The following is a 22392-nucleotide window of genomic DNA, read 5'->3' as shown; positions in this document are numbered from 1 at the left end:
CGGCCGGCGCGAACGGTCGCCCCCTTCAGCCCAGGCTCGCCGCAGGTGCCACGACCACGCGGTCGCGCCCCCCGCGCTTGGCGGCGTAGAGCGCCGCATCGGCGGCGCCAAGCAAACGCATCGGCAGCGTGTCCCGGTCGGACACATCGCGCGGATCCACGCTGGCAAGCCCGATGGAAATCGTGAGCGGTACGCGCGCGCCATCGTCGTCGGGCACGTCCAGCCGTGCCACGGCCCGACGCACTCGCTCGGCGACCGTGCCCGCCCAGTTCTGCTCGGTCTGCACGAGCAACGCAGCAAACTCTTCCCCGCCATAACGCGCGAGCGTATCCGTCACCCGAAGTTGCGCACGCATGCATGCGCTGGCCGCCCGCAAGGCCCGGTCGCCCGTGGCATGACCATGACTGTCGTTGACGCGCTTGAAATGGTCGATGTCGATGAGCAGGCACGCGAGCGGCGCGCCATAACGCGCCCCCCGGATCACCTCTTCCCGCAAGCGCTGATCGAAGTAGCGTCGGTTCGACAAGCCTGTGAGCGGATCGGTCAGGCCGATACGCTTCAGACGCTCGCGATTCCACATGTTCTCGAGACACACCGCAACGACCGCGCCGAAGCGTTCGATGAAATCGGTGGCCATCTCCGGCGCGAAGCGGCGCGCGTCGCGACTCCCCAGCGCGATCACGCCAAAATACCGGCCGTTGCGTGCCAGGGGCATCACCACGGCGCTGGCCGGCGGACGCGCCCCGAAGAGCGGCGCGTGGCGCTCGCGCGGCGCACCGATCCAAAGCTGCCCGTCGCCGCAGACGGCCGCGAACGTGCCGGCATCCTGCGCAATGCACAGACCGGCGTCGAGTGCGCGAATGCCCTCGGCCGTATCGATGAGATCGCGCAGGGTGTCGTCGACCTCGGCGAGCATCAGCCGTACGCCCGACAGGTCGAAATCGTGACGCAGGCGATTGAGCACCACTTCCAGAAACTCGCCGAAGTCCGGGGCGCCCATGAGCGCCAACTCGATATCCTGGAATCGCTTTAGCGAGCGCTCATTGCGCTGGACCGTCGCCAGCAGCGATTGCAAGGAGTCGAGCGTCGGTGCCTGGTTGGTTGCCACGTAAGGTCTCGAAAGACACGCGGCACTTCGCGGCCGCCTAGCGTGATCGCCCGGCATTGTGCCGTAGCGCCCCGGTATCGCGCTCGCACTGCGCGCCGAGAAACAAGTTCCGGGCAGAGACGCACACGTTGAACGCATTCGCCGAACCCGATGGTGAGGCCATGACGACGCCGGTTATCCGACTGTCATTAGCCGTTAACGGCACGTCCCCCACCGGAGTGAAGGGTAGCAGAATCGAATCTTGCCAGACGTGAAATCGAGCCGTCACGCGGCCCTCCGATACCCTAGGGAAAATACTTAGTTCACCCCAACGTCATGCGGCAGCGCATCAAAACGCTCGCTGCGGCTCAGGACGTCTTCCGGGCGATCGGCCGGCCATCGCGCCAAGCCGCAGCCGATGGCGACCCATCACCTTCACGGTGCATCAGCAAAATCGTTGACAGTCGACGTCGCGAGCCCGCATCGCGCCCGCCATCGCCCGCCATCGCTCGCGTTGCGCCCGCGCCACATGACATTCGCCTGTACTCGGCTTTTGCGCGTGTCTTTGCGTCGTCGACGTGTGACTGCCGACGGGGCCGATTCGCCGGGCACACTGTCCGGATAAGACATTCCGATATTGGGAAACCGGTCGTCCGGAACGCATGCATACCTATCGCAACGCAGCGAAAAATCATCGAAAACTGGCGTAGATCAACAATCCCAATGTTTCCCCGCTTGACACCTTCCCACCTTTCCCGTAAAAAAACGACTGCATGAACGTTGTATGGCGAGTCTTGTGTTCATCTAATGTCGCCCTAGCGTCGCCTCGGTTGTACCTGATCAGCTTTAATGTCATGCGCTCACTGAGCTTCTGGCTCGCTCATTTGAAAACTTTAAGGATTTAAGAAATGGCAACTGGTACCGTCAAGTGGTTCAACGACGCCAAGGGTTTTGGTTTTATTACGCCGGACGAAGGTGGTGAAGATCTCTTCGCTCACTTCTCGGAAATCCAGTCGAAGGGCTTCAAGTCGTTGCAAGAAAACCAGAAGGTCACCTTCGAAGTGAAGATGGGACCGAAGGGCCGTCAGGCCAGCAACATCCAGCCGGTCTAAGCGACGGATGTTTCGCTGCTGATCGCTTAACGCGATCGACGCGTCTCGGGCAGGGCTAAAATGGCCCGCCCGAACTGAAAACCCCGCTCTCGCGGGGTTTTTTCGTTTGGCTCGACCGGCGCGTCAGCGCCACGCAATCACACCGCGCGCGGCTTCACCCGACTCGCGGCTTCGACCGCGTGACGACGGGCTACCTCCAGATCGCTGTCGTACGCCAGCGCCACCCCCATACGACGCTTCACGAAGCTCTCCGGCTTGCCGAACAGACGAATATCGGTGTGCGGCACCTGAAGCGCCTGATCGACGCCGTCGAACACAATGCCCGCCGCATCCACGCCACCATAGATGACCGCGCTCGCCCCCGGCGTCTTCAGCGTGGTGTCGACCGGCAAGCCGAGAATCGCCCGCGCATGCAGTTCGAACTCGTTCTGCCATTGGGTAATCATCGTGACCATGCCCGTATCGTGCGGACGCGGACTGACTTCGCTGAACCACACCTCATCCCCTTTGACGAACAGTTCGACACCGAAGATGCCCTGCCCCCCAAGGTTGTTCGTCACCTCGCGCGCCACCACGCGCGCACGCTCGAGCGCCACCGACGACATCGGATGCGGCTGCCAGCTCTCGACATAATCGCCGCTCACCTGCTTGTGGCCGATCGGCGCGCAGAAGTGCGTTTCGACTTGGCCGTCGGCACCACGTGCTCGCACGGTCAACAGCGTTATTTCGTAGTCGAAATCGATGAAGCCTTCGACGATGATGCGACCGTGACTCACACGGCCACCGGCCATGGCGTAGTCCCATGCCGCCTTCACGTCGTCAGGGCCGTCGATCTTGCTCTGTCCCTTGCCCGAACTGCTCATCACCGGCTTGACAATGCACGGGTAGCCGATCCCACTATCGATGGCCGCTTGCAGTTGCGCCAGCGAATCGCAGAATTGATACGGGCTCGTCGGCAAACCGAGCGTCTCGGCCGCCAGACGGCGAATGCCTTCGCGATCCATCGTCAGACGCGCGGCACGGGCCGTGGGAATGACGCGGACCACGCCGTCGGCCTCCAGCGCTTCGAGCATCGGCGTGGCGATGGCTTCGATTTCGGGTACGACGAGATCCGGCTTCTCGGCTTCGATCAACGCCTTGAGTTGCTCGGGATCGGTCATCGCAATAGTGCGCGCGTGATGCGCCACCTGCTGCCCCGGCGCATTTTCATAACGATCGACGGCAATCGTCTCGACGCCAAGACGCTGCAGTGCGATCAGCACTTCACGGCCGAGTTCGCCGGCGCCCAACAGCATGACCTTCGTCGCGCTCGGCGACAGCGGTGTTCCGATAGTGGTCATGGGTGACCTTTGGAGAGTGAGAAATCAGAAGGCGTCGACGCACCCTGGCGCCGTACGCGAAAGTCGTATTGTAGCGAGCATGAACGGCAACGCGGCATCAAACCAGCGCGCCACGCAGCACGCGACGGCAGCTGGCAACCATGCACGCTTCAGTATCCTGGTAGCCCATGAGCACCCAGGCGGTGCCGGCGTTGGTCATTGCGCCCACGAGCGCCAGGCCGACGATTCTCGCCTGCGCTTGCGCGTCCTCACCGATGGGCGCCGGTGCGTCGGCCATCGCCAGGATCAGCTTCGCGAACTCGAAGATGTAGCGCTGATACGTCTGGTCCGTCTCCGGACTCACCCCCATCACTTCGAGCAGCAAGACGCGCGCTGCAGGCGGTTGGCGCAAAAACGCGAAGAAGGTGCGCAGGCCGGCGTCGAGGCGGGCGTCCAGGGTCGGTGCGCTCTCGGCAACGGCGGCCTGCAACTGGCCGAGCAACGATTGCGCGTGATGGGCGTACGTCGCGCGCAACAAATGCTCCAGATTCTCGAACGCCGCATAGAAGTACCGGTCGTTGAGCTTGGCCAGACGACAGACCGAGCGCACCGTGGCGCGGCGAAAACCCACGGTGCCGAAGACTTCCGTGGCGGCGTCGATCAGCGCCGCACGGCGCGCCTGCTCTCGCTGCGCCTGCCCCACGCCACCGTAGCGCCGTCCGGGCGTCGCCCCGGGCGGTGTCGCGTCCGTGCCGACCTGTGCCGATGCCGATGCCGATGCTGTCGACGCGGTATCCCTCGATTCGAGTCCTTGTTCCATTTCGCTATTTGACATCACTCGGACGCAAAATTAAAGTGGTGACACACATCACCAAATTATAGGCAACGCGATCCTCGTAGCCAAACAGCGGATCGACGCGGCACCGATGGGAGACAGCACCATGAAGACATTCACGGGCAAGGTGGCGGCCATCACAGGCGCAGGCTCCGGCATGGGACGTGCATTGGCGCTCGAACTGGCGCGTCGAGGGGCGCATCTCGCGTTGTCCGATATCGACGAAGCGGGCGTGACGGACACGGCCATCGCCTGCCGCGCCTTCGGCGTGCGCGTCACATCGCATCGGCTCGATGTGGCCGACCGCGCGGCCGTCTTCGACTGGGCCCGCGAGACCGCCGCCGCGCACGGCAAGGTCAATCTCATCTTCAACAATGCCGGTGTCTCTCTATCGGTGCCGGTCGCGACCGCACGCCACGAAGATTTCACATGGCTGATGGACATCAACTTCTGGGGCGTCGTGCACGGCACGCAGGCGTTCCTGCCTTACCTCACCGCGTCCGGCGACGGCCACGTCGTCAATACGTCCAGCCTGTTCGGCCTCATTGCGATGCCAACGCAATCCGCCTATAACGCGAGCAAGTTCGCGGTACGCGGGTTCACCGAGGCGCTGCGCATGGAGCTCGATCTGGCGAATGCCCCAGTGTCCTGTACCTGCGTGCATCCGGGCGGCGTAGCGACAAAAATCGTGCAGGCCTCGCGCATCGATGACAGCATTGCCGCGCTCACCGGCGTGGATGCACTCACACACCGGCAACGTGCGAACCAACTCATCGACGTGACGAGTGCTGACGACGCCGCGCGGCAAATGCTGGCAGGCGTCGAGCGCAATGCGCGGCGCGTGCTCGTGGGCCCCGATGCGCGCCGCGTCGACAAGCTGGCCCGCCTGCTGGGTGCGCGCTATCAAGGCATGGTCGTATGGTTCTACCGGCGCACGGCCATGTCGCGCAAACCGTCGTCGAACAAAGGCCGCGCGACAACGCGCCCCACCACGCCCCAGTAACGGACGACGGCCGAAGGACATCGCGATGAACACCCACACCACAACCACCGATATCGCCAGCGCCGCCACGGATCTCGACGTCATCGTCGTTGGCGCCGGGCTCTCCGGCATTGCCGCCGCGCATTACCTGCGCGAGCGCTGCCCGGGCACGCACTTTGCCATGCTCGAAGCGCGCCAGTCGCTGGGCGGCACATGGGACCTCTTCCGCTACCCAGGCGTACGCTCGGACTCCGACATGTTCACGCTGGGCTTCAGCTTTCGCCCCTGGCCAAGTGACCAGGCGATTGCCGAGGGCGGCAAGATCCTCGACTACCTCAACGACACCGCCCGCGCAGAGGGCCTGGACGCTCGGATCCGCTACGGCCACAAGGTGCTTGAAGCCCGCTGGGATTCGAACATCGCCCGCTGGACGCTGGACATCGAACGCACGCACGCCGACGGCGCTCAGGATACGCAATCGCTCACGTGTCGCTTTCTCTTCATGTGCAGCGGGTACTACGCCTACGACGCCGGACACACGCCAACCTGGCCGGGCACGGACACCTTCACCGGCACCGTCGTCCATCCGCAGCATTGGCCGGCCGATCTCGACTATCGCGACAAGCGCATCGTCGTGATCGGCAGCGGCGCCACGGCGGTGACACTGCTGCCGAGCCTGGCGGCGAGCGCGGCGCACGTCACAATGTTGCAACGCTCGCCAAGCTACATCCTGTCGATGCCGCAGCGCGACGGCGTTGCCGAACGGCTGCGCGCGTGGCTGCCGGCGAGCGTTGCGCATCGCATCGTCCGCATGAAGAACGTGCTCATTGCGCTCGGCTTCTATCAGGCGGCGCGACGCTGGCCGCATGCCATCCGCCGCGTGCTGATCCGGCGCGCGGCGCAACAGGTGCAGGGTCATGCCGACGTCGCACGCGATCTCACGCCGCGCTATCAGCCTTGGGATCAACGCCTTTGTCTCGCGCCGGGCGGCGATATCTTCAAAGCACTGCGCGGTGGACGAGCGGCCATCGTGACCGACGAGATCGCGTCGTTCACGCCACGCGGACTGGCACTCAAGAGCGGCAAGACGCTCGACGCCGACATCGTCGTGACCGCCACCGGCCTGCGCGTGCAACTGATGGGGGGCGCGCGCCTGCGGGTCGACGGCAAACCGGTGGATCTCTGCGACGCGGTCGCCTACAAGGGCATGATGTACAGCGACGTGCCCAATCTCGCGTCGATCTTCGGTTACACCAACGCGTCGTGGACGCTCAAGGCCGAGCTGATTGCGCAATACGTCTGCCGCCTCATCAATCATATGAACGCACACGATGTCGACACCTGTGTGCCGCGCCTGCGCGAAGGCGAGCATGGCGAGTTGCCGGCCATTGGCCTGACGTCGGGCTATATTCAGCGCGCCGCGGGCGTGCTACCGAAGCAAGGGCGGCGCAAGCCTTGGGTGTTCTATCAGAGCTACCTGCGCGATCTTCGACTGATGCGCTGGGGCAGCGTCGACGACGGCGCCATGCGCTTCGAGCGTCGCGCCACGCGCTCGGTCGTGCCGGGCACAACGGTGCGCGACGCCAACGCATCGAGTGCCGTAGCTGCCACGACACAATAGCCCGCGCCATTCGACGACGACGCCAGACATGCGGCGCGTCGCCCCATAGCCAACCCCTGCCGCACGTTGCTACGATGCGGCCTAACCGAACTTGCCTGCGGATCCACTCGACGCCATGCTCATCGTCTACTTGTTGGGTTGCCTCGCCATTGCGATTGCCGCCGTGGTGTTCGTGCTGAGACGCTTCACGCGCCGCGTCGAGCGTCGCGCCGAGGCGGCCGTGCCACCGGACGGGCAATATCTCGACATCGATGGCGACCGCCTGCACTACGTCGACATCGGGCGTGGACCGGCCATCGTGTTCATCCACGGCCTTTGCGGCCAGTTGCGCAACTTTGCCTATCTGCCGCTGGCGACGTTGGCCCAAACGAATCGCATCGTGTTGATCGACCGCCCAGGGTCCGGCTACTCGACGCGCGACGCGCAGCGCGACGGCGGACTCGCGTCACAGGCGAACGCGGTCGCGCGCTTGATCGACGCGCTCGCACTCGACCGGCCGCTGGTCGTGGGTCACTCACTGGGCGGCGCAATAGCGCTCAGGCTGGCGCTCGACCATCCGCAGCGGGTGGGGGCGCTCGCGTTGATCGCCCCGCTGACGCAACCGGTGTCCGACGTGCCGGCGCCGTTCCGCTCGCTCGCGATTCGCAGTGCCGGGTGGCGTCGCTGGATCGCGCGCACGCTCGCCGTGCCTGTCGGCATGATGACGGGCCGCACGACGCTCGCCTATGTCTTCGGCCCGGAAGACGCACCAAAGGACTTCCTCATTCGCGGTGGCGGCGTGCTCGGCTTTCGTCCCGGCAACTTCGAGGCCGGCTGCGCCGACGTGCTCGCCGCCGAACGCGACATGCCTGGCCTCGCCGCACGTTACGCCGCGTTGACCGTGCCCGTCGACATTCTCTACGGGCGCCGCGACCGCATCCTGGATTGCCATGTGCATGGCGAGACGATGCCGGCGCTCAGCGAGCGCGTGCGCCTGACGCTCGTCGACGGCGGGCACATGCTGCCCGTGACGCAACCGGAAGCGACCCTGCAATGGTTGCAGGACGTCGTTGCACGCATGCCCGCGCCGCAATACGGCGCAGCCCAACCCAACATGACGGTGCCGATCTGCGTGGCGAACGACGCTGACTGAGCGCCACGACCCTGGCGACTTCGCCTGAGCAACGCTGCCCAGGCGCACGACACTATCGCGTCGCCGCCGACGACCCCGACGTCCCTGTCGCGCATCGGCGGCCACCCCGCGTGCGGCGGCGTCCGTCCAATGGCAAACTAGGGACTTTCCGATTTCGCGCGGCCTGCGCGCGCATGCCTCATGTCCGATCGTCCTGAAGCGCCTCCCGTGCCGTCCAGCTTGCGCATGGCCGCCAGTCTCGTCACGCTGCGCGAGCGCGCAAGCGGCATGGAAGTCTTGTTGCTCCGGCGCGCCGTTCGGGCGAACGACCATAGCTCCGATGCCTACGTCTTCCCCGGCGGCGTTGTCGATGCGGCCGATGCTGCCGGCGCATTCGGCCACGCCGCCTGCGACGGCCTCGACGACGCCACTGCCAGCCAACGCCTGTCCCTCGCGCACGGCGGCCTCGATTACTACGTGGCCGCCATACGTGAGTGCTTCGAGGAAACCGGCGTGTTGTTTGCCGACGATATCTCGGGCATGCCGGTCGACGCAGCTCGCCTCGTCGCCATGCGCGCGCAACGCGATGCGCTGCATGAGGGACGGATCGATCTGGTGTCGCTATGCCGATCGTTCGGCGTCAGGCTCACGCCGGAACGTCTGCACTATTTGAGCCACTGGGTCACGCCTTTGGGTCTGCCGAAGCGCTTCGATACGCGGTTCTTTCTGGCGATGCTGCCCGCGGGCCAGCAGGTGGAAGTCGATCAGGTCGAGACGGCGGCGCACCGCTGGATGCGCCCCCAATATGCGCTCAAGCATGCCGATCAACTTCGGCTGTTGCCTCCCACGCGCAAGCTGCTGCAATGGCTGGACGGTGTCGGCACGGCGGATGCCGCCCTGGCGGCCGCCAGGGCGCTGGCGGCGGTGCCACGCATTCAGCCGCGACTGGCCACCGGCAAACGCGGCCGCTGGCCGGTCACGCCCGACGAGCCGGCATGGGCCGAACTGACACTGACCGATCCCCATGAACTCGGCACCGGCAGCTACGACATCGTGCCTGGGCGTAGCGTGACGCTGATGCCGGGCGTGCTGCGTCTCACCGCCCCGAATCCCGGCATGATGACCGGCCCCGGCACGAACACGTACCTCCTGGGCGGTGGGCCCGACAATGCGTGGGCCGTCATCGATCCGGGCCCGGATGACCCGGCGCACATCGACGCGATTCTGGCCGCGGTGCCCGGCGCCATCCGGCAGATCTTCGTGACGCACACCCACCGCGATCATTCGCCGGGGGCGCGCCGGCTAAAGGCGACGACGGGCGCAACGACGTATGGCATGCGCGCGCGTCACGACGACGGGCAGGACGCGGCGTTCATCCCTGACGTGGCGCTCGCCGATGGCGATGCGGTGCCCTTGCCGGACGGCCGAATCTTGCGGGCCATTCATACGCCGGGGCACGCGGCCAATCATCTGTGCTTCGGACTGGACGACGCGGCGCTGGTCTTCACTGGCGATCACGTCATGCAGGGTTCGACGGTCGTCATCAACCCGCCTGACGGGCATATGGCGACCTATCTGGCGTCGCTCGAGAAGCTTGCGGCACTTGCGCCCGCGTGGCTCGCGCCGGGACACGGCTTCGTGATGGATCGGCCGGCGCAGCGGATTGCGCGGCTCATGGCGCATCGACTCGCGCGCGAATCGCGCACGCTCGAGGCGCTTGCGCAAATCGGCCCGGCCACGCTCGACATGCTCATTCCGGTGGTCTACGCCGACGTGCCCCTGGCACGTCACGCAGTGGCGCGGCGCTCGCTGCAGGCGCATCTGGAGAAGCTGGCGGAGGATGGCCTCGCGGCAGTATCACCAGATGCGCGGTGGCGGCGTGTCGGAACGATGGCGGCAGGGTGACGCCCACTGGCGTGGGTCGACGTCAGTCGTAGGCGTCGCCGAGCAACTCGTCTACGATGCGTTCCCCCGCCTTGCGCCCGGCCATTTCGGCGTCGAGGCGATTGTCGCGATGCCCGTCGGGGGATCGCACCTCCGGCCCCTCCGGCTTGCCGTGCCGGATGACCTGGACCAGGGAGTCCCACGGTCCCGCGTACTCATTCTGAAAGGCCCGCACGCGAATCTGATAACCCGCGCGATAGTCGTAGACCTGCTCGTGCGATGCATAGCTCATGACGGACTCCGCTTGTCTTGAAAACGCCCTGCCCTGTTGAAAAGCGTAGCACCTTCACCATTCATCGGCCACATAGAGGCTTGACTCCAAACGAGAGAACAATGCCGCGAACCGGCGAAAAAAAACCCACCTGAGCGAGGTGGGTTTCAAAGCCGGGACGCATGGGGCACCATGACACGCCCGGGAAGACAGGGTCATGCGAACATGACGAGCCCATTATGGACGGACGCGCTCCCTCGGGGCGCGTGTGCCATGCTTGGAATTAGACATAGATCAAATGTTGCGATGTTGAGAGCGTCGTGTGGGGCGCGTCGGCGGATTGCGCAGGCAAAATGCGGGCTGCGCTGACGCGCGGACATCGTCGAGCGCCCGGCGCCCGCTGTGCACGAGATTCGCCCAAGGGGGCAACTTCCGCCGGGCGGCGCATTGGCCACGGATCAACGAGATCATGGCGCCTTCATCGAATTCGGCTATGCTGACGACAAAACAAGCCGAGACGCTGGCAAAACGACACGACATGGGGATGTCGCCCGAGGGAACGGGGTCGTATTGTCTGGCAACTGCGTCAGTAGGCAAAACATCATAATCAGTCACGCGGCCATGCCCATTTCGGCAGTTTTTATCAGCATTGCGGTTCTGTCTTGCGTCATGAGCGTAGCCGTTCTGGGTTCGTTGTTCGGAACGAAAGTCCCGGGGGTACGCCTGTGGTGTTTGGCGAGCGCACTCCTGGCGATCGTGGCGGCCCTGCTCCTGACGGGTCCCTCGGACATTGTCGTCGCGGTATCGAGCAGCGGGCTGCTCATCGCCTCGCTGATCGGCTTGCACGGCTTCCGGCAATTCCTTAACGCCCGAGCCTCGTACGCCTGGGAGTATGTCGCGCTCGGCGTCATCCTCGTCATGCTGATCTACTGGACCTTTCTTTCGCCCCACGTCGACGCTCGCAGCACCATGATCTCGGGGTGTATTGCTTACGTCCGCTTCAGTATCGGTGGGGCGGTGCTGAAATACCGACCGCGGGAACGCCCTAAATACGCGTATTACTTTGTGGCCATTGCAGCGATTCTCGGTGCTGTTGTGCATGCCGTTCGTTCCATTGCGTATGGATTGGGTCTGGCGCATGAATCCACGTTCCTGCAACCGACGCCGTTGAACGTCATGTTCCTGGGCATGGCGACGCTGACCTTGCCGTGTCTGTCGGTCGGCATGGTGCTGTTGGCGCACGACCGGCTGGCCGACCGCATGGAGCGCCTGGCGACGTTCGACGACCTGACCGGCCTGCTCGCGCGGCGAGCGTTCATCGCGCGTGCGGAGGCCATCGCCAGGGAGTGCGCCCACAAGCATTCGACGTTTTCGATCGCGATTCTGGACATCGATAACTTCAAGAGCATCAATGACCGTTATGGGCACGCGGCGGGAGATCTTGCGCTTGCGCATGTGGCGTCGTTGATCGCCGGGGCGGTGCGCGCCACCGACATCGTCGGGCGCATTGGCGGCGAAGAGTTTGCGTTGTTGCTGCCGGGTGAAACCCGGGAGCATGCGGGACACCTCATCAATCGGTTGCGCGACATCGTGGCCACCTCGGGCTCCTGTGTGCCCGGCAGGGAGGTGATGTCGACCCTTAGCGCGGGCGTCGATGCGTTTCGCGATGGCGACACGTTGGCGTCCGTGATGGCGAGAGCCGATGCTGCGCTTTACGCTGCAAAGGCCAAGGGCAGGAATTGTGTCGTGGTCGCGCCCGCGATGGAGCCGCTGCCTATCGTTGTCGAGCACGGGAATGGCGCCGGCGTCGGTGGCAAGACCGCAGTTGGCTGATGCTGGAGTAAGACTTTTGGAGAATTCCCGAATCGGGAGAGAAATGACGCGCGAAACGCTTTGAACTACAAGGGAATTTTGGGGTGACCGATGGGACTCGAACCCACGACGACTGGAATCACAATCCAGGACTCTACCAACTGAGCTACGGCCACCGCCGTGATCAGCAACATCACTTGCTTGCTGAACAGAAACAAGATTATAGCGACGTTTTTGTTGCGCTGCCAAGCACTATTTTCGCTCGATCCAAATATTTCTCGGCCGGCATGCACGATCGATGCGCGAGATCGTCATCTCACGCGGCGAGCGCTCACAACGCAACGCCACATCTCGATGCCGGACGTCACGCCGTCGCAAGAGACTCCACGGCATCGCGCTCAGAAAACGCCCCTGCGCGCAATTGCGCACGCGCCTCTTCGAACGCACCGATCCCCGCCTTGAGACGCTTTGGATCCGACAGCACCCGACGCCATCCCCGCGCCCCCGGCACACCGCGATACAAGCCCAACGCATGACGTGTAATCGCGCCGAGATATTGGCCCTTCTCCACCTGCGCCGCCGCGTATTCGATCAACGCGTCTTCCACCGCCTCACGTGATTTCACTGCAGACGTGTCGCCATAGAATCGCGCGTCGACCTCCGCGAGCACATAAGGATTGTGATACGCCTCGCGACCCAGCATCACGCCATCGACGTGCTGCAAATGCAGTTCGACTTCATCGAGCGTCTTCACGCCGCCGTTAATCAGAATCTCGAGCTGCGGGAAACTTTGCTTCAGACGATACGCATAGTCGTACTTGAGCGGCGGAATCTCGCGATTCTCTTTCGGGCTCAGCCCCTTGAGGATGGCATTGCGCGCATGCACGATGAAGGTCGTGCAACCGGCTTGCGCAATGCTGCCGACGAAATCCTCGACGAAGGAGAACGATTCGACGTCGTCGATCCCGATGCGATGCTTGACCGTCACCGGCACCTGCACCACATCGCGCATCGCCTTGACGCAATCGGCCACCAGGGCCGGCTCCGCCATCAGACATGCACCGAACGCGCCACGCTGTACCCGCTCCGACGGGCAGCCGCAGTTCAGGTTGATCTCGTCATACCCCCACTGTTCGCCAAGCTTCGCGGCCCGCGCAAGGTCCTGCGGCTCGCTACCGCCCAATTGCAGCGCGACGGGATGCTCGACGGCATCGAAATCGAGATGGCGCGCAACGTCGCCGTGCAACAGCGCACCGGTCGTGACCATCTCGGTATAGAGCCACGTGTGACGCGACAACTGACGATGAAAGACCCGGCAGTTCGAATCCGTCCAATCCATCATCGGCGCGACACTGACGCGGCGGGCAGGCAGGTTCATGCAAATTCCTCGGCTACGGCAAACGTCGCCTCACCCCAGCAAGACGACGTCTCTTGATACGCAAAACACGAAGTATACGTCATGCCCCCATCGGGCGCCGGCGCGAGCGCGCCCCCTCGGCCCCGCGCCGCATCAGGCCACGAGGGCATTGGCGCGAGGACTTCGCCACCACACGTCGACGCCCCAGGAGTACACTTTCGCCTTCCCGAACGCCACACCAATGCCGCACAAGGAGACGCCAGCATGGCACCGAAGGACTTGTTACGGGCACTCATCGTCGTACTCGCCTGGGGCGTGAACTTCGTCGTCATCAAGGTCGGGTTGCACGGCGTGCCGCCCATGCTGTTGGGTGCGCTGCGATTCCTGCTCGCGGCCTTCCCCGCGATCTTCTTTGTCAAACGTCCGCAAGTGCCATTGCGATGGCTAATCGCTTACGGTGCGACAATCTCGTTCGGGCAGTTCGCGCTCCTGTTCACTGCGATGTACGTTGGCATGCCCGCCGGCCTTGCCTCGCTCGTCCTTCAGGCACAGGCGTTCTTCACCTTGGGGCTCGCCGTGGCGTGTCTGGGCGAACGCTTCCGCGCGCAGAACGTGGCCGGCCTGCTGATCGCGGCGGCAGGCCTCGCCGTCATCGGCATGCAAGGCGGCGGCGCCATGACGCTGCTCGGCTTCGCGCTCACCCTCTGTGCCTCGCTTGCCTGGGCAACGGGCAACATCGTCACCAAGAAGATCGGCAACGTCGATCTCGTCGGCCTTGTGGTCTGGGCAAGCCTGATCCCGCCGATTCCATTCGCGCTGCTGTCGTATTGGTTCGAAGGCCCGCAGCAAATCGCGAACTCACTCGCGCATCTCTCGGCGGCATCGATCTTCGCGGTCGCCTACCTGTCTTTCGTGGCGACGCTCGTCGGCTATTCGCTGTGGGGTCGTTTGATGACGCGCTATCCGGCCAGTCAGGTCGCGCCGTTCTCGCTGCTCGTGCCGATCATCGGCCTGGCATCGGCGGCACTGCTGCTCGACGAGCAACTCACTGCGCCGCAAATCGCGGGCGCGGCGCTGGTCATGGCGGGCCTCGTGGTGAATGTATTCGGCGCAAAGCTCAAGCAACGCCTGCTACCGACGTCGCAATAACGCCAATAACGCTCTTCGGCGCGGAAGCGGGCGCGCCCGCTTCCGACCGGAACACGACGCGCACACGACACCGGCGGACACGGGCGTGATACCGCGACACCGCCGAGCCGAAACGCAAAAAGCCTGATTTCGTAAAGAAATCAGGCTTTCGAATTTGGTTGCGGGGACAGGATTTGAACCTGTGACCTTCGGGTTATGAGCCCGACGAGCTGCCAGACTGCTCCACCCCGCGTCTGAAGAATTAAAGTATATGACAATTGCCACCGCAGTGCAACATAACTCGCCGATTATTTTCCTTGTGACCACGCGGCCGCTAACGCCGGTTCGCCGCACGCGGCGGCAACCCGGGATATCCCGGCCCACCACGTGCGCCACCGCACAGCGTGCGTTGCCGATGATACACTCGCAGCAACCATGAACCGACGCCCTCCCATCCAATTCTGTTCCGCCTGCGGCCACTCGGTCGAGTCGCGCATTCCGCCCGGTGATAACCGCGAGCGGCACGTGTGCACCCATTGCGGCACCATTCACTACGAGAACCCGCGCAACGTGCTTGGCACGGTACCCGTGTGGGGTGATCAGGTGCTGCTGTGCAAGCGCGCAATCGAGCCGCGCCTGGGTTACTGGACACTGCCCGCCGGCTTCATGGAAATCGGCGAGACAACGGCACAGGCCGCCGCACGCGAAACGCTGGAAGAAGCCGGCGCAACCGTCGAGGTCGGCGCCCTGTTCTCGCTGCTCAACGTGCCGCATGTGAATCAGGTCCACATTTTCTATCTGGCGCAGATGCGCGAGCCGCAGTTCGCCGCGGGAGAAGAGAGCCTCGAAGTCGCCTTGTTCTCGGAGCACGAAATTCCGTGGGATGACATCGCCTTCCCGACGGTGGCGAAGACGCTGCGCTTCTTCTTCGAAGACCGTCGCGCAGGGGCCTTCGGCGTGCACCTCGAGGCCTCCCCCAACGGCGCTGCGGCGCCCGGCGTGCCGGTGCCGTCGCTGCCCGTCAATACGGCGCACACCGAAGATATCCTCACGCCGATGCTGCGTGTCTGAGCCGGCCTGCGCGGCCCATCGCACCACGTCACCCGACACGCCGGAACGCTGACATCGACATGGTCGTCTGGCTCGAAGCAAACGATTCCTTTCCCCCGGTGGACGAAGCGCTCGGCGCATCGAGCGAGGCGCCGGGTTTGCTGGCGGCCGGCCTCGACCTCTCGCCGCAACGTCTGCTTGCCGCCTACCGGCAAGGCATCTTCCCGTGGTACTCGCAGGGTCAACCCGTGCTCTGGTGGAGCCCGGACCCGCGCATGGTGCTGCGTCCCGAGAATTTCGTCGTCAGCCACAACTTCCGCAAACTGCTGCGTCGCGTGCTGCGCGACGACGCCTGGGAAATCCGTCTCGACGCCGACTTTGCCACCGTCATGCAAGCCTGCGCACAAGCCCCCAGGCGCGCTCAGGACGGCACATGGATCACACCTGCGATCGTTGCCGCCTATCGCGCACTGCACGACGCCGGACTCGCCCACAGCGTGGAAACCTTCTACGAAGGTGAGCGCGTCGGCGGTCTTTACGGCGTGGCGCTCGGACGCATGTTCTATGGCGAATCGATGTTCGCCCGCCGCACCGATGCGTCGAAAATCGCCCTCGCCGCGCTCGTCGCGTTTGCACGCGCGCACGCAATAGAGGTGATAGACTGCCAGCAAAGTACCGCTCATCTGGCGTCGCTCGGCGGCAGCGAAATTCCCCGCCAGACATTTCTGACGCACGTGCAGAAGGCGGTCGTGGCGCCCGCCCCGGTCTGGCGTCTGGATAAGCAAATGCTCAGCACACTGGCCTACGGTAACGCAGCAGACAAGGCTCACGAGGTTTCCCAGTGACCCATCCGAACGAACTGCCGCTCTCCCCGCTATCCGCCCTTCAGTTCTACGCAACGGCGCCCTACCCATGCAGCTACCTCGATAATCACACGGCACGCTCGCAGGTCGCCACGCCCAGCCATCTGATCAACTCGGACGTCTACAGCGAACTCGTTCGCGCCGGGTTTCGCCGCAGCGGCGTGTTCACGTACCGCCCGTATTGCGACGGCTGCCGCGCGTGTGTGCCCGTGCGCGTACCGATCGCGCGCTTCGCGCCGAACCGCACACAACGTCGTATCTGGCGCCGCCACGCCGGCCTCGCGGTCAACGTCTCGGGGTTGCATTACACCGAAGAGCATTACCAGCTCTACATGCGCTACCAGTCGCAACGTCATGCGGGCGGCGGTATGGACCATGACAGCCGCGAGCAGTATGAGCAGTTTCTGCTGCAAAGCCGCGTGAACTCCCGACTGGTGGAATTTCGCGAGCCGCCCGGCCATCAAGGCGCAGGCACGTTGCGCATGATCAGCATGGTCGACATCCTGAGCGACGGCCTGTCGTCGGTCTACACGTTCTTCGATCCCGACATCGAAGGCGCGTCGTACGGCACGTACAACATTCTTTGGCAGATCGAGCAGGCGCGCGCGCTCGGACTGCCGCACGTCTATCTCGGCTACTGGATTCAGGCAAGCCGCAAGATGGTCTACAAGGCGAACTTCCGCCCCCTGCAAGGCCTGCTCGACGGCCAATGGCAAGACATGCCGGAAGCCATGCTCGACGCCGCCGGCGAGTAACGTCGGGACTGTGCTCCGGGGTGCTGTCGGGCGCGCGATTCGCGGGGCGGCCACCCGTGCGCACCGCGCTCATTCCCTTGCCAGCCCGCCGCCGTTCAGGAGTACGCAGAGCGTAGAAAATTGGCGCGCTCGGCGACCGGGATACCGGTAAAATGTCGACTTTCCGATTCTGCCGAACCCGACATCGTGCTTGCGCCCCTCTACCCTCTGGCCCGTCGCGCCCTGTTCTGTCTTGATGCCGAACAAGCCCACCATTTGACGCTGGCCACGCTGCGCAGTGCTGCCTCGCTCGGCTTGGCCGGTCTCATCGGTCAGACGCTGCCCGAAGATCCGCGCACGGTCATGGGCATCCGCTTCCCGAATCCCGTGGGCCTCGCCGCAGGCCTCGACAAGGACGGGAGCTGCATCGACGGCCTCGCCGCACTGGGCTTCGGCTTCGTGGAAGTCGGCACGGTCACGCCGCGTCCGCAGCCGGGTAATCCGAAGCCGCGCATCTTCCGCCTGCCGCAAGCCGAAGCGATCATCAACCGCATGGGCTTCAACAACGGCGGTGTCGAGCAGTTTCTTCAGAACGTGCAGTCGGCGCACTACAAGGGACCGCTGGGCCTGAACATCGGCAAGAACGCCGACACACCGATCGAGCGCGCGGTCGACGACTACCTCATCTGCCTCGAGAAGGTGTACCCGTACGCCACCTATGTGACGGTCAACATCTCGTCGCCCAATACGAAAAACCTGCGCCAGTTGCAAGGCGGCGACGAACTCGACGCCCTGCTCGGCAAGCTCAAGGACAAGCAACGCGCGCTGTCCGACCGCCACGGCAAATACGTGCCCATCGCCCTCAAGATTGCGCCGGATCTCGACGACGAGCAGATCAAGGTCATCGCGGGCACACTCACGCGTCATGGTTTCGACGGTGTGATCGCCACCAATACAACGCTCTCGCGCGAGGCGGTAGCGGGCCTGCCCTATGCCAACGAAACCGGCGGCCTGTCGGGGCGGCCCGTGTTCGAAGCCTCGAATCGCGTGATCCGCGCACTGGCCGCCGAGCTGGGCGGCGCGCTGCCGATCATCGGCGTGGGCGGCATCCTGTCGGGTGCCGACGCGCAGGCCAAGCTCGATGCCGGGGCCAGTTTGGTACAAATCTACAGCGGGCTGATTTACCGCGGCCCCGAGCTGGTGCGAGAATGCGTGCAAGCGCTGCGTACGGCCTGATCGGCCGCACGTCGCGCCCCCTTTATTTGACACAGGGAGACCTCAACATCATGAAAAACTGGCTCAAGACGCTGTGCCTCGTGCCACTAACCGCCGTTGCGCTGTTGGGCACCGCACCCGCGCGCGCCGCCGATCTGCTCGACACCGTGAAATCGGCGGGCGTACTGAAAATCGGGATCGAAGGGACTTATCCGCCGTTCAACTATCGCGCGACCGATGGCCAGCTCGAAGGCTTCGATGTCGACGTCGCCAAGGCCGTTGCCGAACGTCTCGGCGTGAAACCGGTGTTCGTGACGACGGAATGGAGCGGCATCATCGGCGGTCTCGTGGCCGGTAAATTCGACGTCATCGTCAATCAAGTGGCCATCACCGATGAACGCAAGCGCTCGCTCGACTTCAGCCAGCCGTACACCTTCTCGGCCGCGCAGCTCATTCAGCGCAAGGACGACAAACGCGAGTTCAATTCGCTCGATGCCCTCAAGGGCCACAAGCTCGGCGTAAGTCTCGGCAGCAACTACGACAAGCTCGCGAAGGCGGTGCCGGGCATCGACGTGCGCACCTATCCGGGCGCGCCGGAGTACCTGCGCGATCTCGCCGCCGGGCGCATCGACGCGGCCCTCAACGATCGCCTGATGCTCGCCTACCTGATCAAGACGTCGAACCTGCCGCTGCGTTCGGGTGCCGTGTTGCAAGGCGCCAGCGAGTCGGTGGGCATTCCGTTCCGCAAGGGCAACCCCAAGTTCGCGAAGGCCATCGACGATGCCCTCACGGCCATGAAGCAGGACGGCTCGCTCGGCAAGCTCGCGCTGAAGTGGTTCGGCGAGGACACGTCCAAGCCGGCGAAGTAACCCGCACGCCGCGCGCGACACACTTCGGTCGCATCACGGCCGGCACCACGCAAACCAAGCGGGTGCCGGCCGTCGTCGTTCAGGCCCACGTTCCCCCCCAGACACCCCCCTCATGAATCCATTCGAACTCGCCGCCCAATCCATGCCCGTGCTGCTGCAAGGCACCGTGCTCACGATCAAGTTCGCCTTGATGTCGATGGTGTTCGGCCTGGCGATCGGCGTCATCGTGGCGATCATGGGTATCGGCAACGTCCGCGTGCTGCGCGGCATCGCCCGCACCTATGTCAGCATCATGCGCGGCACCCCGCTGCTGGTGCAGATCTTCGTGATCTATTACGGCCTGCCGGGCGTTGGCATCGCGCTCGATCCGACACCCGCCGGCGTGCTCACGCTCAGCCTGAACGTCGGCGCCTATCTGTCGGAGAGCATGCGCGGCGCCCTCGAAGGCATGCCGCGCGGACAATGGCTCGCGGCCTATAGCCTCGGCCTGTCCTATTGGCAGACGCTGCGTTACGTCATCGCCCCGCAAGCCCTGCGCATCGCTGTGCCGAGTCTCGGCAACAGCCTCATCAGCCTGATCAAGGACACATCGCTGGTCTCGGTCATTACCGTGACCGAGTTGCTGCGCTCCGCGCAGGAGGTCATTGCAACGACCTACCAGCCGCTGCCGCTCTATCTCGCCTGCGCCGCCATCTACTGGGTGCTGTCGACCGGGTTGTCGGCACTGCAGCGACGCATCGAGAAACGCCTGGCGTTGCCCGCCAGAACCTGACGGGCGCGCCAATAAAAAAGCCGGGCCCCGGATGCCAATGTCAGACATTCGGTGCCCGGCTTTTGCTTTGAACGCCGGCACGTCAAGGCCACCGGTCATTCCACATCGCTGAACGCTTAAGCGCTTACCGCGGCGCGCGACGCTCGCGATACATCGCGCGAAACGTCTTGCCGCTCGGGGCAGGCATTTCCCGCGTATCGCTCCATCCTGCGGCGAGCGGCAGCTTCGAGAGACTGCCACGCTCGCGCCCCATCCAATGGAGCACACGCGCACCCAGGCCGGCAAGCGCGGCATACAGACGAGGGCGACGCGCCGCAAACGCCCACGCGGCGAGCGCCGTGCGCTCCTGCCACGGACGCAGGCCTCGATCGACCTGGCGCTCGCGCAGCTTGCGAAGCAGGTCGGAAATCGGAATGCCCACGGGGCAGACGCGATTGCACTCCCCGCACAACGTGGCGGCCTGCGGCAGATCGAGGGTCTTCTCCAGGCCGACATAGCTCGGCGTGAGCACCGACCCCATCGGCCCCGGATACACCCAACCGTAGGCGTGCCCGCCGATCTTCTGATATACGGGACAATGATTCATGCAAGCGCCGCAACGGATGCAACGCAGCATGTCTTGAAACGCGCCGCCGATCAGTCCCGAGCGGCCACCGTCGACCAGCACGAAGTACATATGGTCGGGGCCATCGAGTTCACCCTCGACGCGCGTACCGGTCAGCAGCGAGAAGTAGTTCGACGTGCCCTGCCCGGTCGCGGAGCGCGGCAGCAGACGCATGGCCGTCGCCAGATCCTCGAGCGTGGGCAACACCTTCTCGATACCGGTCACGGCCACATGCACGCGCGGCATGATCGTGCACATGCCTTCATTGCCTTCGTTCGTCACCACGGCCACGGAGCCGGTTTCGGCGACGAGAAAATTGCCGCCGGTCACGCCCATGTCCGCCGAGAGAAACTGCGGACGCAGCATCTCGCGCGCTTCGCGCGTCATCGCCGGAATGTCGGTCAGACGCGGCTTATGGTGAACGCGAGCGAACAGGTCGGCAACCTCGTCCTTGTCCTTGTGCACGACCGGCGCAATGATGTGCGACGGCGGTTCGTTGTCGTTGATCTGCAGGATGTATTCGCCCAGATCGGTCTCGACCGATTGCACGCCCATGTCGGCGAGCACCTTGTTGAGCTGCAATTCCTCCGTGACCATCGATTTCGACTTGATCACCTTCTTGACGTCGTGCTTGCGGGCGATTTCGGCAATCAGGCGGGCGGCGTCCTGCGTCGATTCGGCGAACAAGACCGTGGCGCCACGTCGCGTGGCCTCGCGCTCGAAAATCTCCAGCCAGACATCGAGCGTCTCGAGCCCGCGATTACGACGCGCCTTGAGCGCCTCGCGCGTGGCCTCGAAGTCGATTTCCTCGATGGCCGTGGCGCGCGCCGTCACGAACTTGGTCGAGAGTTTCCGGAGGTTGGCCTGCAGACGCTGGTCCGCGAGCTTTTGCCCGGCGCGCGCCTTGAATTGCATCGATTGAACTTGCATCGCGACTCACTGGAGGTGATGGCCGCCGGTGTGCGTCATCGCGCACACGGGCGTGAAGGTCGGGAGGGTCGGGAGGACAGCGGCGAGCTCACACATCGCCCGCGAGCACCTGGGCAATGTGAAGCACGCGCGTCTTCGTGTCGCCGGTGCGGCGCAGACGTCCTTCGATGTTGAGCATGCATCCGAGGTCACCCAGCACGACCGCTGGCGCCCCGCTCGCGGCGATGTTCGCGCACTTCTCGTCGACGATGGCCGTCGAGATGTTGCCGTACTTGAGTGCGAAGGTGCCTCCGAAACCGCAACAAGCCTGGCAGTCCTTCATTTCCGTCATCTTGACGCCCGGCATTTTCGCGAGCAATGCGCGCGGCTGCGTCTTGACGCCCAGCTCACGCAACCCCGAGCATGCGTCGTGATAGGTCACTTCGCCGTTGTAATCGCCGGGCACGGTATCGATGTGCAGCACATTGACGAGGAAATCGGTCAGCTCGAACACGCGCGGGCGCAGTCGCTCGTACCGGCCCATGAGTTCGGGGTCGTCGGCGAAGAGGTCGCCGTAGTGCGCCTTGACCATGCCACCGCACGATCCCGACGGCACGACGACGTAGTCGAACGATTCGAACTCCTCGAGAAACTTCTGAGCGAGATCGCGGGCGATGGCCCGTTCGCCCGAGTTATAGCCGGGCTGACCACAGCAGGTCTGGGAATCGGGAATCACGACCTCGCAGCCCGCCGTCTCCAGCAGCTTGAGCGTCGAGAAGCCGATCTCCGGACGCATCAGGTCGATCAGACACGTGACAAAGAGTCCGACGCGCATTGGGGGAATCCTCTTTCCGGGA

At 64.3% G+C, this 22392-nt stretch carries 20 protein-coding genes and 2 tRNA genes; 13 read left to right on the top strand and 9 right to left on the bottom strand.

Annotated features, from left to right (window positions below):
• Window positions 1-25 precede the first annotated feature (25 nt).
• Entirely contained in the window at window positions 26-1108 is a 1083-nt protein-coding gene (locus tag DRB87_RS09305) for a DUF484 family protein (RefSeq protein ID WP_240756241.1), read from the bottom strand.
• Window positions 1109-1995: 887 nt separating this feature from the next.
• On the opposite strand from DRB87_RS09305, the gene DRB87_RS09300 reads away from it, so the two are divergent.
• Window positions 1996-2199: a cold-shock protein gene (locus tag DRB87_RS09300; RefSeq protein WP_017232339.1), complete on the top strand. Its 204-nt coding sequence runs from the start codon at window positions 1996-1998 to the stop codon at window positions 2197-2199.
• Window positions 2200-2336: 137 nt separating this feature from the next.
• Here DRB87_RS09300 and purT read toward each other — a convergent pair whose 3' ends face one another.
• Together purT and DRB87_RS09290 are read right to left on the bottom strand one after the other, a co-directional pair.
• On the bottom strand, window positions 2337-3539 hold the full coding sequence (purT, locus tag DRB87_RS09295; RefSeq protein ID WP_130025685.1) for a formate-dependent phosphoribosylglycinamide formyltransferase: 1203 nt from the start codon (window positions 3537-3539) through the stop codon (window positions 2337-2339).
• A 97-nt stretch (window positions 3540-3636) separates the two neighbouring features.
• Window positions 3637-4353, bottom strand: a complete 717-nt coding sequence (locus DRB87_RS09290) for a TetR/AcrR family transcriptional regulator (protein WP_370363797.1) — start codon at window positions 4351-4353, stop codon at window positions 3637-3639.
• A 106-nt stretch (window positions 4354-4459) separates the two neighbouring features.
• Here DRB87_RS09290 and DRB87_RS09285 point away from each other — a divergent pair, with 106 nt between their 5' ends.
• The 4 genes from DRB87_RS09285 (at window position 4460) to DRB87_RS09270 (ending at window position 9972) form a co-directional block, all read left to right on the top strand.
• Complete coding sequence (locus tag DRB87_RS09285) at window positions 4460-5356, top strand: SDR family oxidoreductase (protein WP_130025683.1); 897 nt, start codon at window positions 4460-4462, stop codon at window positions 5354-5356.
• A gap of 25 nt (window positions 5357-5381) precedes the next feature.
• The gene (locus DRB87_RS09280) at window positions 5382-6956 is read left to right on the top strand and encodes an NAD(P)/FAD-dependent oxidoreductase (protein WP_130025682.1); all 1575 of its coding nucleotides are present in this window, start codon (window positions 5382-5384) and stop codon (window positions 6954-6956) included.
• 115 nt (window positions 6957-7071) lie between these two features.
• Window positions 7072-8088, top strand: a complete 1017-nt coding sequence (locus DRB87_RS09275) for an alpha/beta fold hydrolase (RefSeq protein WP_130027806.1) — start codon at window positions 7072-7074, stop codon at window positions 8086-8088.
• A gap of 180 nt (window positions 8089-8268) precedes the next feature.
• Entirely contained in the window at window positions 8269-9972 is a 1704-nt protein-coding gene (locus DRB87_RS09270; protein ID WP_130025681.1) for an MBL fold metallo-hydrolase, read from the top strand.
• Window positions 9973-9994: 22 nt separating this feature from the next.
• On the opposite strand, the gene DRB87_RS09265 is transcribed toward DRB87_RS09270, so the two are convergent.
• On the bottom strand, window positions 9995-10243 hold the full coding sequence (locus DRB87_RS09265) for a hypothetical protein (protein ID WP_130025680.1): 249 nt from the start codon (window positions 10241-10243) through the stop codon (window positions 9995-9997).
• Between the two features lie 426 nt (window positions 10244-10669).
• On the opposite strand from DRB87_RS09265, the gene DRB87_RS09260 reads away from it, so the two are divergent.
• Window positions 10670-12055, top strand: coding sequence for a GGDEF domain-containing protein (locus tag DRB87_RS09260; RefSeq protein ID WP_240756240.1), 1386 nt, complete (start codon window positions 10670-10672; stop codon window positions 12053-12055).
• A gap of 79 nt (window positions 12056-12134) precedes the next feature.
• Here the strand turns inward: DRB87_RS09260 and DRB87_RS09255 are convergent.
• Together DRB87_RS09255 and dusA are read right to left on the bottom strand one after the other, a co-directional pair.
• Window positions 12135-12210, bottom strand: a tRNA-His gene (locus DRB87_RS09255).
• 188 nt (window positions 12211-12398) lie between these two features.
• A complete protein-coding gene (gene dusA, locus DRB87_RS09250) occupies window positions 12399-13412 on the bottom strand; it encodes a tRNA dihydrouridine(20/20a) synthase DusA (RefSeq protein WP_130025679.1) in 1014 nt (337 codons plus the stop codon).
• Between the two features lie 243 nt (window positions 13413-13655).
• On the opposite strand from dusA, the gene DRB87_RS09245 reads away from it, so the two are divergent.
• On the top strand, window positions 13656-14540 hold the full coding sequence (locus DRB87_RS09245; protein WP_017232329.1) for an O-acetylserine/cysteine exporter: 885 nt from the start codon (window positions 13656-13658) through the stop codon (window positions 14538-14540).
• Between the two features lie 155 nt (window positions 14541-14695).
• On the opposite strand, the gene DRB87_RS09240 is transcribed toward DRB87_RS09245, so the two are convergent.
• Window positions 14696-14772, bottom strand: a tRNA-Met gene (locus DRB87_RS09240).
• A 200-nt stretch (window positions 14773-14972) separates the two neighbouring features.
• On the opposite strand from DRB87_RS09240, the gene DRB87_RS09235 reads away from it, so the two are divergent.
• The 6 genes from DRB87_RS09235 to DRB87_RS09210 all read left to right on the top strand — a co-directional run bounded on the left by DRB87_RS09235 (window position 14973) and on the right by DRB87_RS09210 (window position 20022).
• Window positions 14973-15590 carry an NUDIX hydrolase gene (locus DRB87_RS09235; RefSeq protein ID WP_240756293.1) on the top strand — a complete coding sequence of 206 codons (618 nt, stop codon included), beginning with the start codon at window positions 14973-14975 and terminating at the stop codon, window positions 15588-15590.
• A gap of 59 nt (window positions 15591-15649) precedes the next feature.
• Window positions 15650-16414: a leucyl/phenylalanyl-tRNA--protein transferase gene (gene aat, locus DRB87_RS09230; RefSeq protein ID WP_130025677.1), complete on the top strand. Its 765-nt coding sequence runs from the start codon at window positions 15650-15652 to the stop codon at window positions 16412-16414.
• The gene (locus DRB87_RS09225) at window positions 16411-17187 is read left to right on the top strand and encodes an arginyltransferase (protein WP_017232326.1); all 777 of its coding nucleotides are present in this window, start codon (window positions 16411-16413) and stop codon (window positions 17185-17187) included. The genes aat and DRB87_RS09225 overlap by 4 nt, the downstream gene beginning before the upstream one ends.
• A gap of 186 nt (window positions 17188-17373) precedes the next feature.
• On the top strand, window positions 17374-18402 hold the full coding sequence (locus tag DRB87_RS09220) for a quinone-dependent dihydroorotate dehydrogenase (protein ID WP_130025676.1): 1029 nt from the start codon (window positions 17374-17376) through the stop codon (window positions 18400-18402).
• A gap of 50 nt (window positions 18403-18452) precedes the next feature.
• Window positions 18453-19250: a transporter substrate-binding domain-containing protein gene (locus DRB87_RS09215; protein WP_130025675.1), complete on the top strand. Its 798-nt coding sequence runs from the start codon at window positions 18453-18455 to the stop codon at window positions 19248-19250.
• 112 nt (window positions 19251-19362) lie between these two features.
• Complete coding sequence (locus tag DRB87_RS09210; protein ID WP_017232323.1) at window positions 19363-20022, top strand: amino acid ABC transporter permease; 660 nt, start codon at window positions 19363-19365, stop codon at window positions 20020-20022.
• Between the two features lie 124 nt (window positions 20023-20146).
• Here DRB87_RS09210 and DRB87_RS09205 read toward each other — a convergent pair whose 3' ends face one another.
• Complete coding sequence (locus DRB87_RS09205) at window positions 20147-21556, bottom strand: lactate utilization protein B (RefSeq protein WP_130025674.1); 1410 nt, start codon at window positions 21554-21556, stop codon at window positions 20147-20149.
• Window positions 21557-21644: 88 nt separating this feature from the next.
• Complete coding sequence (locus tag DRB87_RS09200) at window positions 21645-22370, bottom strand: (Fe-S)-binding protein (protein WP_130025673.1); 726 nt, start codon at window positions 22368-22370, stop codon at window positions 21645-21647.
• Window positions 22371-22392 lie beyond the last annotated feature (22 nt).

The sequence above is a fragment of the Pandoraea sp. XY-2 genome, assembly GCF_004193915.1.
Classification (GTDB): Bacteria; Pseudomonadota; Gammaproteobacteria; order Burkholderiales; family Burkholderiaceae; genus Pandoraea; species Pandoraea cepalis.
This window is presented reverse-complemented; position numbering and strand designations above follow the sequence as displayed.

Coding starts and splice junctions, on each gene's coding strand:
- DRB87_RS09300 (WP_017232339.1), top strand. CDS start 1,996: ATGGCAACTGGTACCGTCAAGTGGTTCAACGACGCCAAGGGTTTTGGT.
- purT (WP_130025685.1), bottom strand. CDS start 3,539: ATGACCACTATCGGAACACCGCTGTCGCCGAGCGCGACGAAGGTCATG.
- DRB87_RS09290 (WP_370363797.1), bottom strand. CDS start 4,353: ATGTCAAATAGCGAAATGGAACAAGGACTCGAATCGAGGGATACCGCG.
- DRB87_RS09285 (WP_130025683.1), top strand. CDS start 4,460: ATGAAGACATTCACGGGCAAGGTGGCGGCCATCACAGGCGCAGGCTCC.
- DRB87_RS09280 (WP_130025682.1), top strand. CDS start 5,382: ATGAACACCCACACCACAACCACCGATATCGCCAGCGCCGCCACGGAT.
- DRB87_RS09275 (WP_130027806.1), top strand. CDS start 7,072: ATGCTCATCGTCTACTTGTTGGGTTGCCTCGCCATTGCGATTGCCGCC.
- DRB87_RS09270 (WP_130025681.1), top strand. CDS start 8,269: ATGTCCGATCGTCCTGAAGCGCCTCCCGTGCCGTCCAGCTTGCGCATG.
- DRB87_RS09265 (WP_130025680.1), bottom strand. CDS start 10,243: ATGAGCTATGCATCGCACGAGCAGGTCTACGACTATCGCGCGGGTTAT.
- dusA (WP_130025679.1), bottom strand. CDS start 13,412: ATGAACCTGCCTGCCCGCCGCGTCAGTGTCGCGCCGATGATGGATTGG.
- DRB87_RS09245 (WP_017232329.1), top strand. CDS start 13,656: ATGGCACCGAAGGACTTGTTACGGGCACTCATCGTCGTACTCGCCTGG.
- aat (WP_130025677.1), top strand. CDS start 15,650: ATGGTCGTCTGGCTCGAAGCAAACGATTCCTTTCCCCCGGTGGACGAA.
- DRB87_RS09215 (WP_130025675.1), top strand. CDS start 18,453: ATGAAAAACTGGCTCAAGACGCTGTGCCTCGTGCCACTAACCGCCGTT.
- DRB87_RS09210 (WP_017232323.1), top strand. CDS start 19,363: ATGAATCCATTCGAACTCGCCGCCCAATCCATGCCCGTGCTGCTGCAA.
- DRB87_RS09205 (WP_130025674.1), bottom strand. CDS start 21,556: ATGCAAGTTCAATCGATGCAATTCAAGGCGCGCGCCGGGCAAAAGCTC.
- DRB87_RS09200 (WP_130025673.1), bottom strand. CDS start 22,370: ATGCGCGTCGGACTCTTTGTCACGTGTCTGATCGACCTGATGCGTCCG.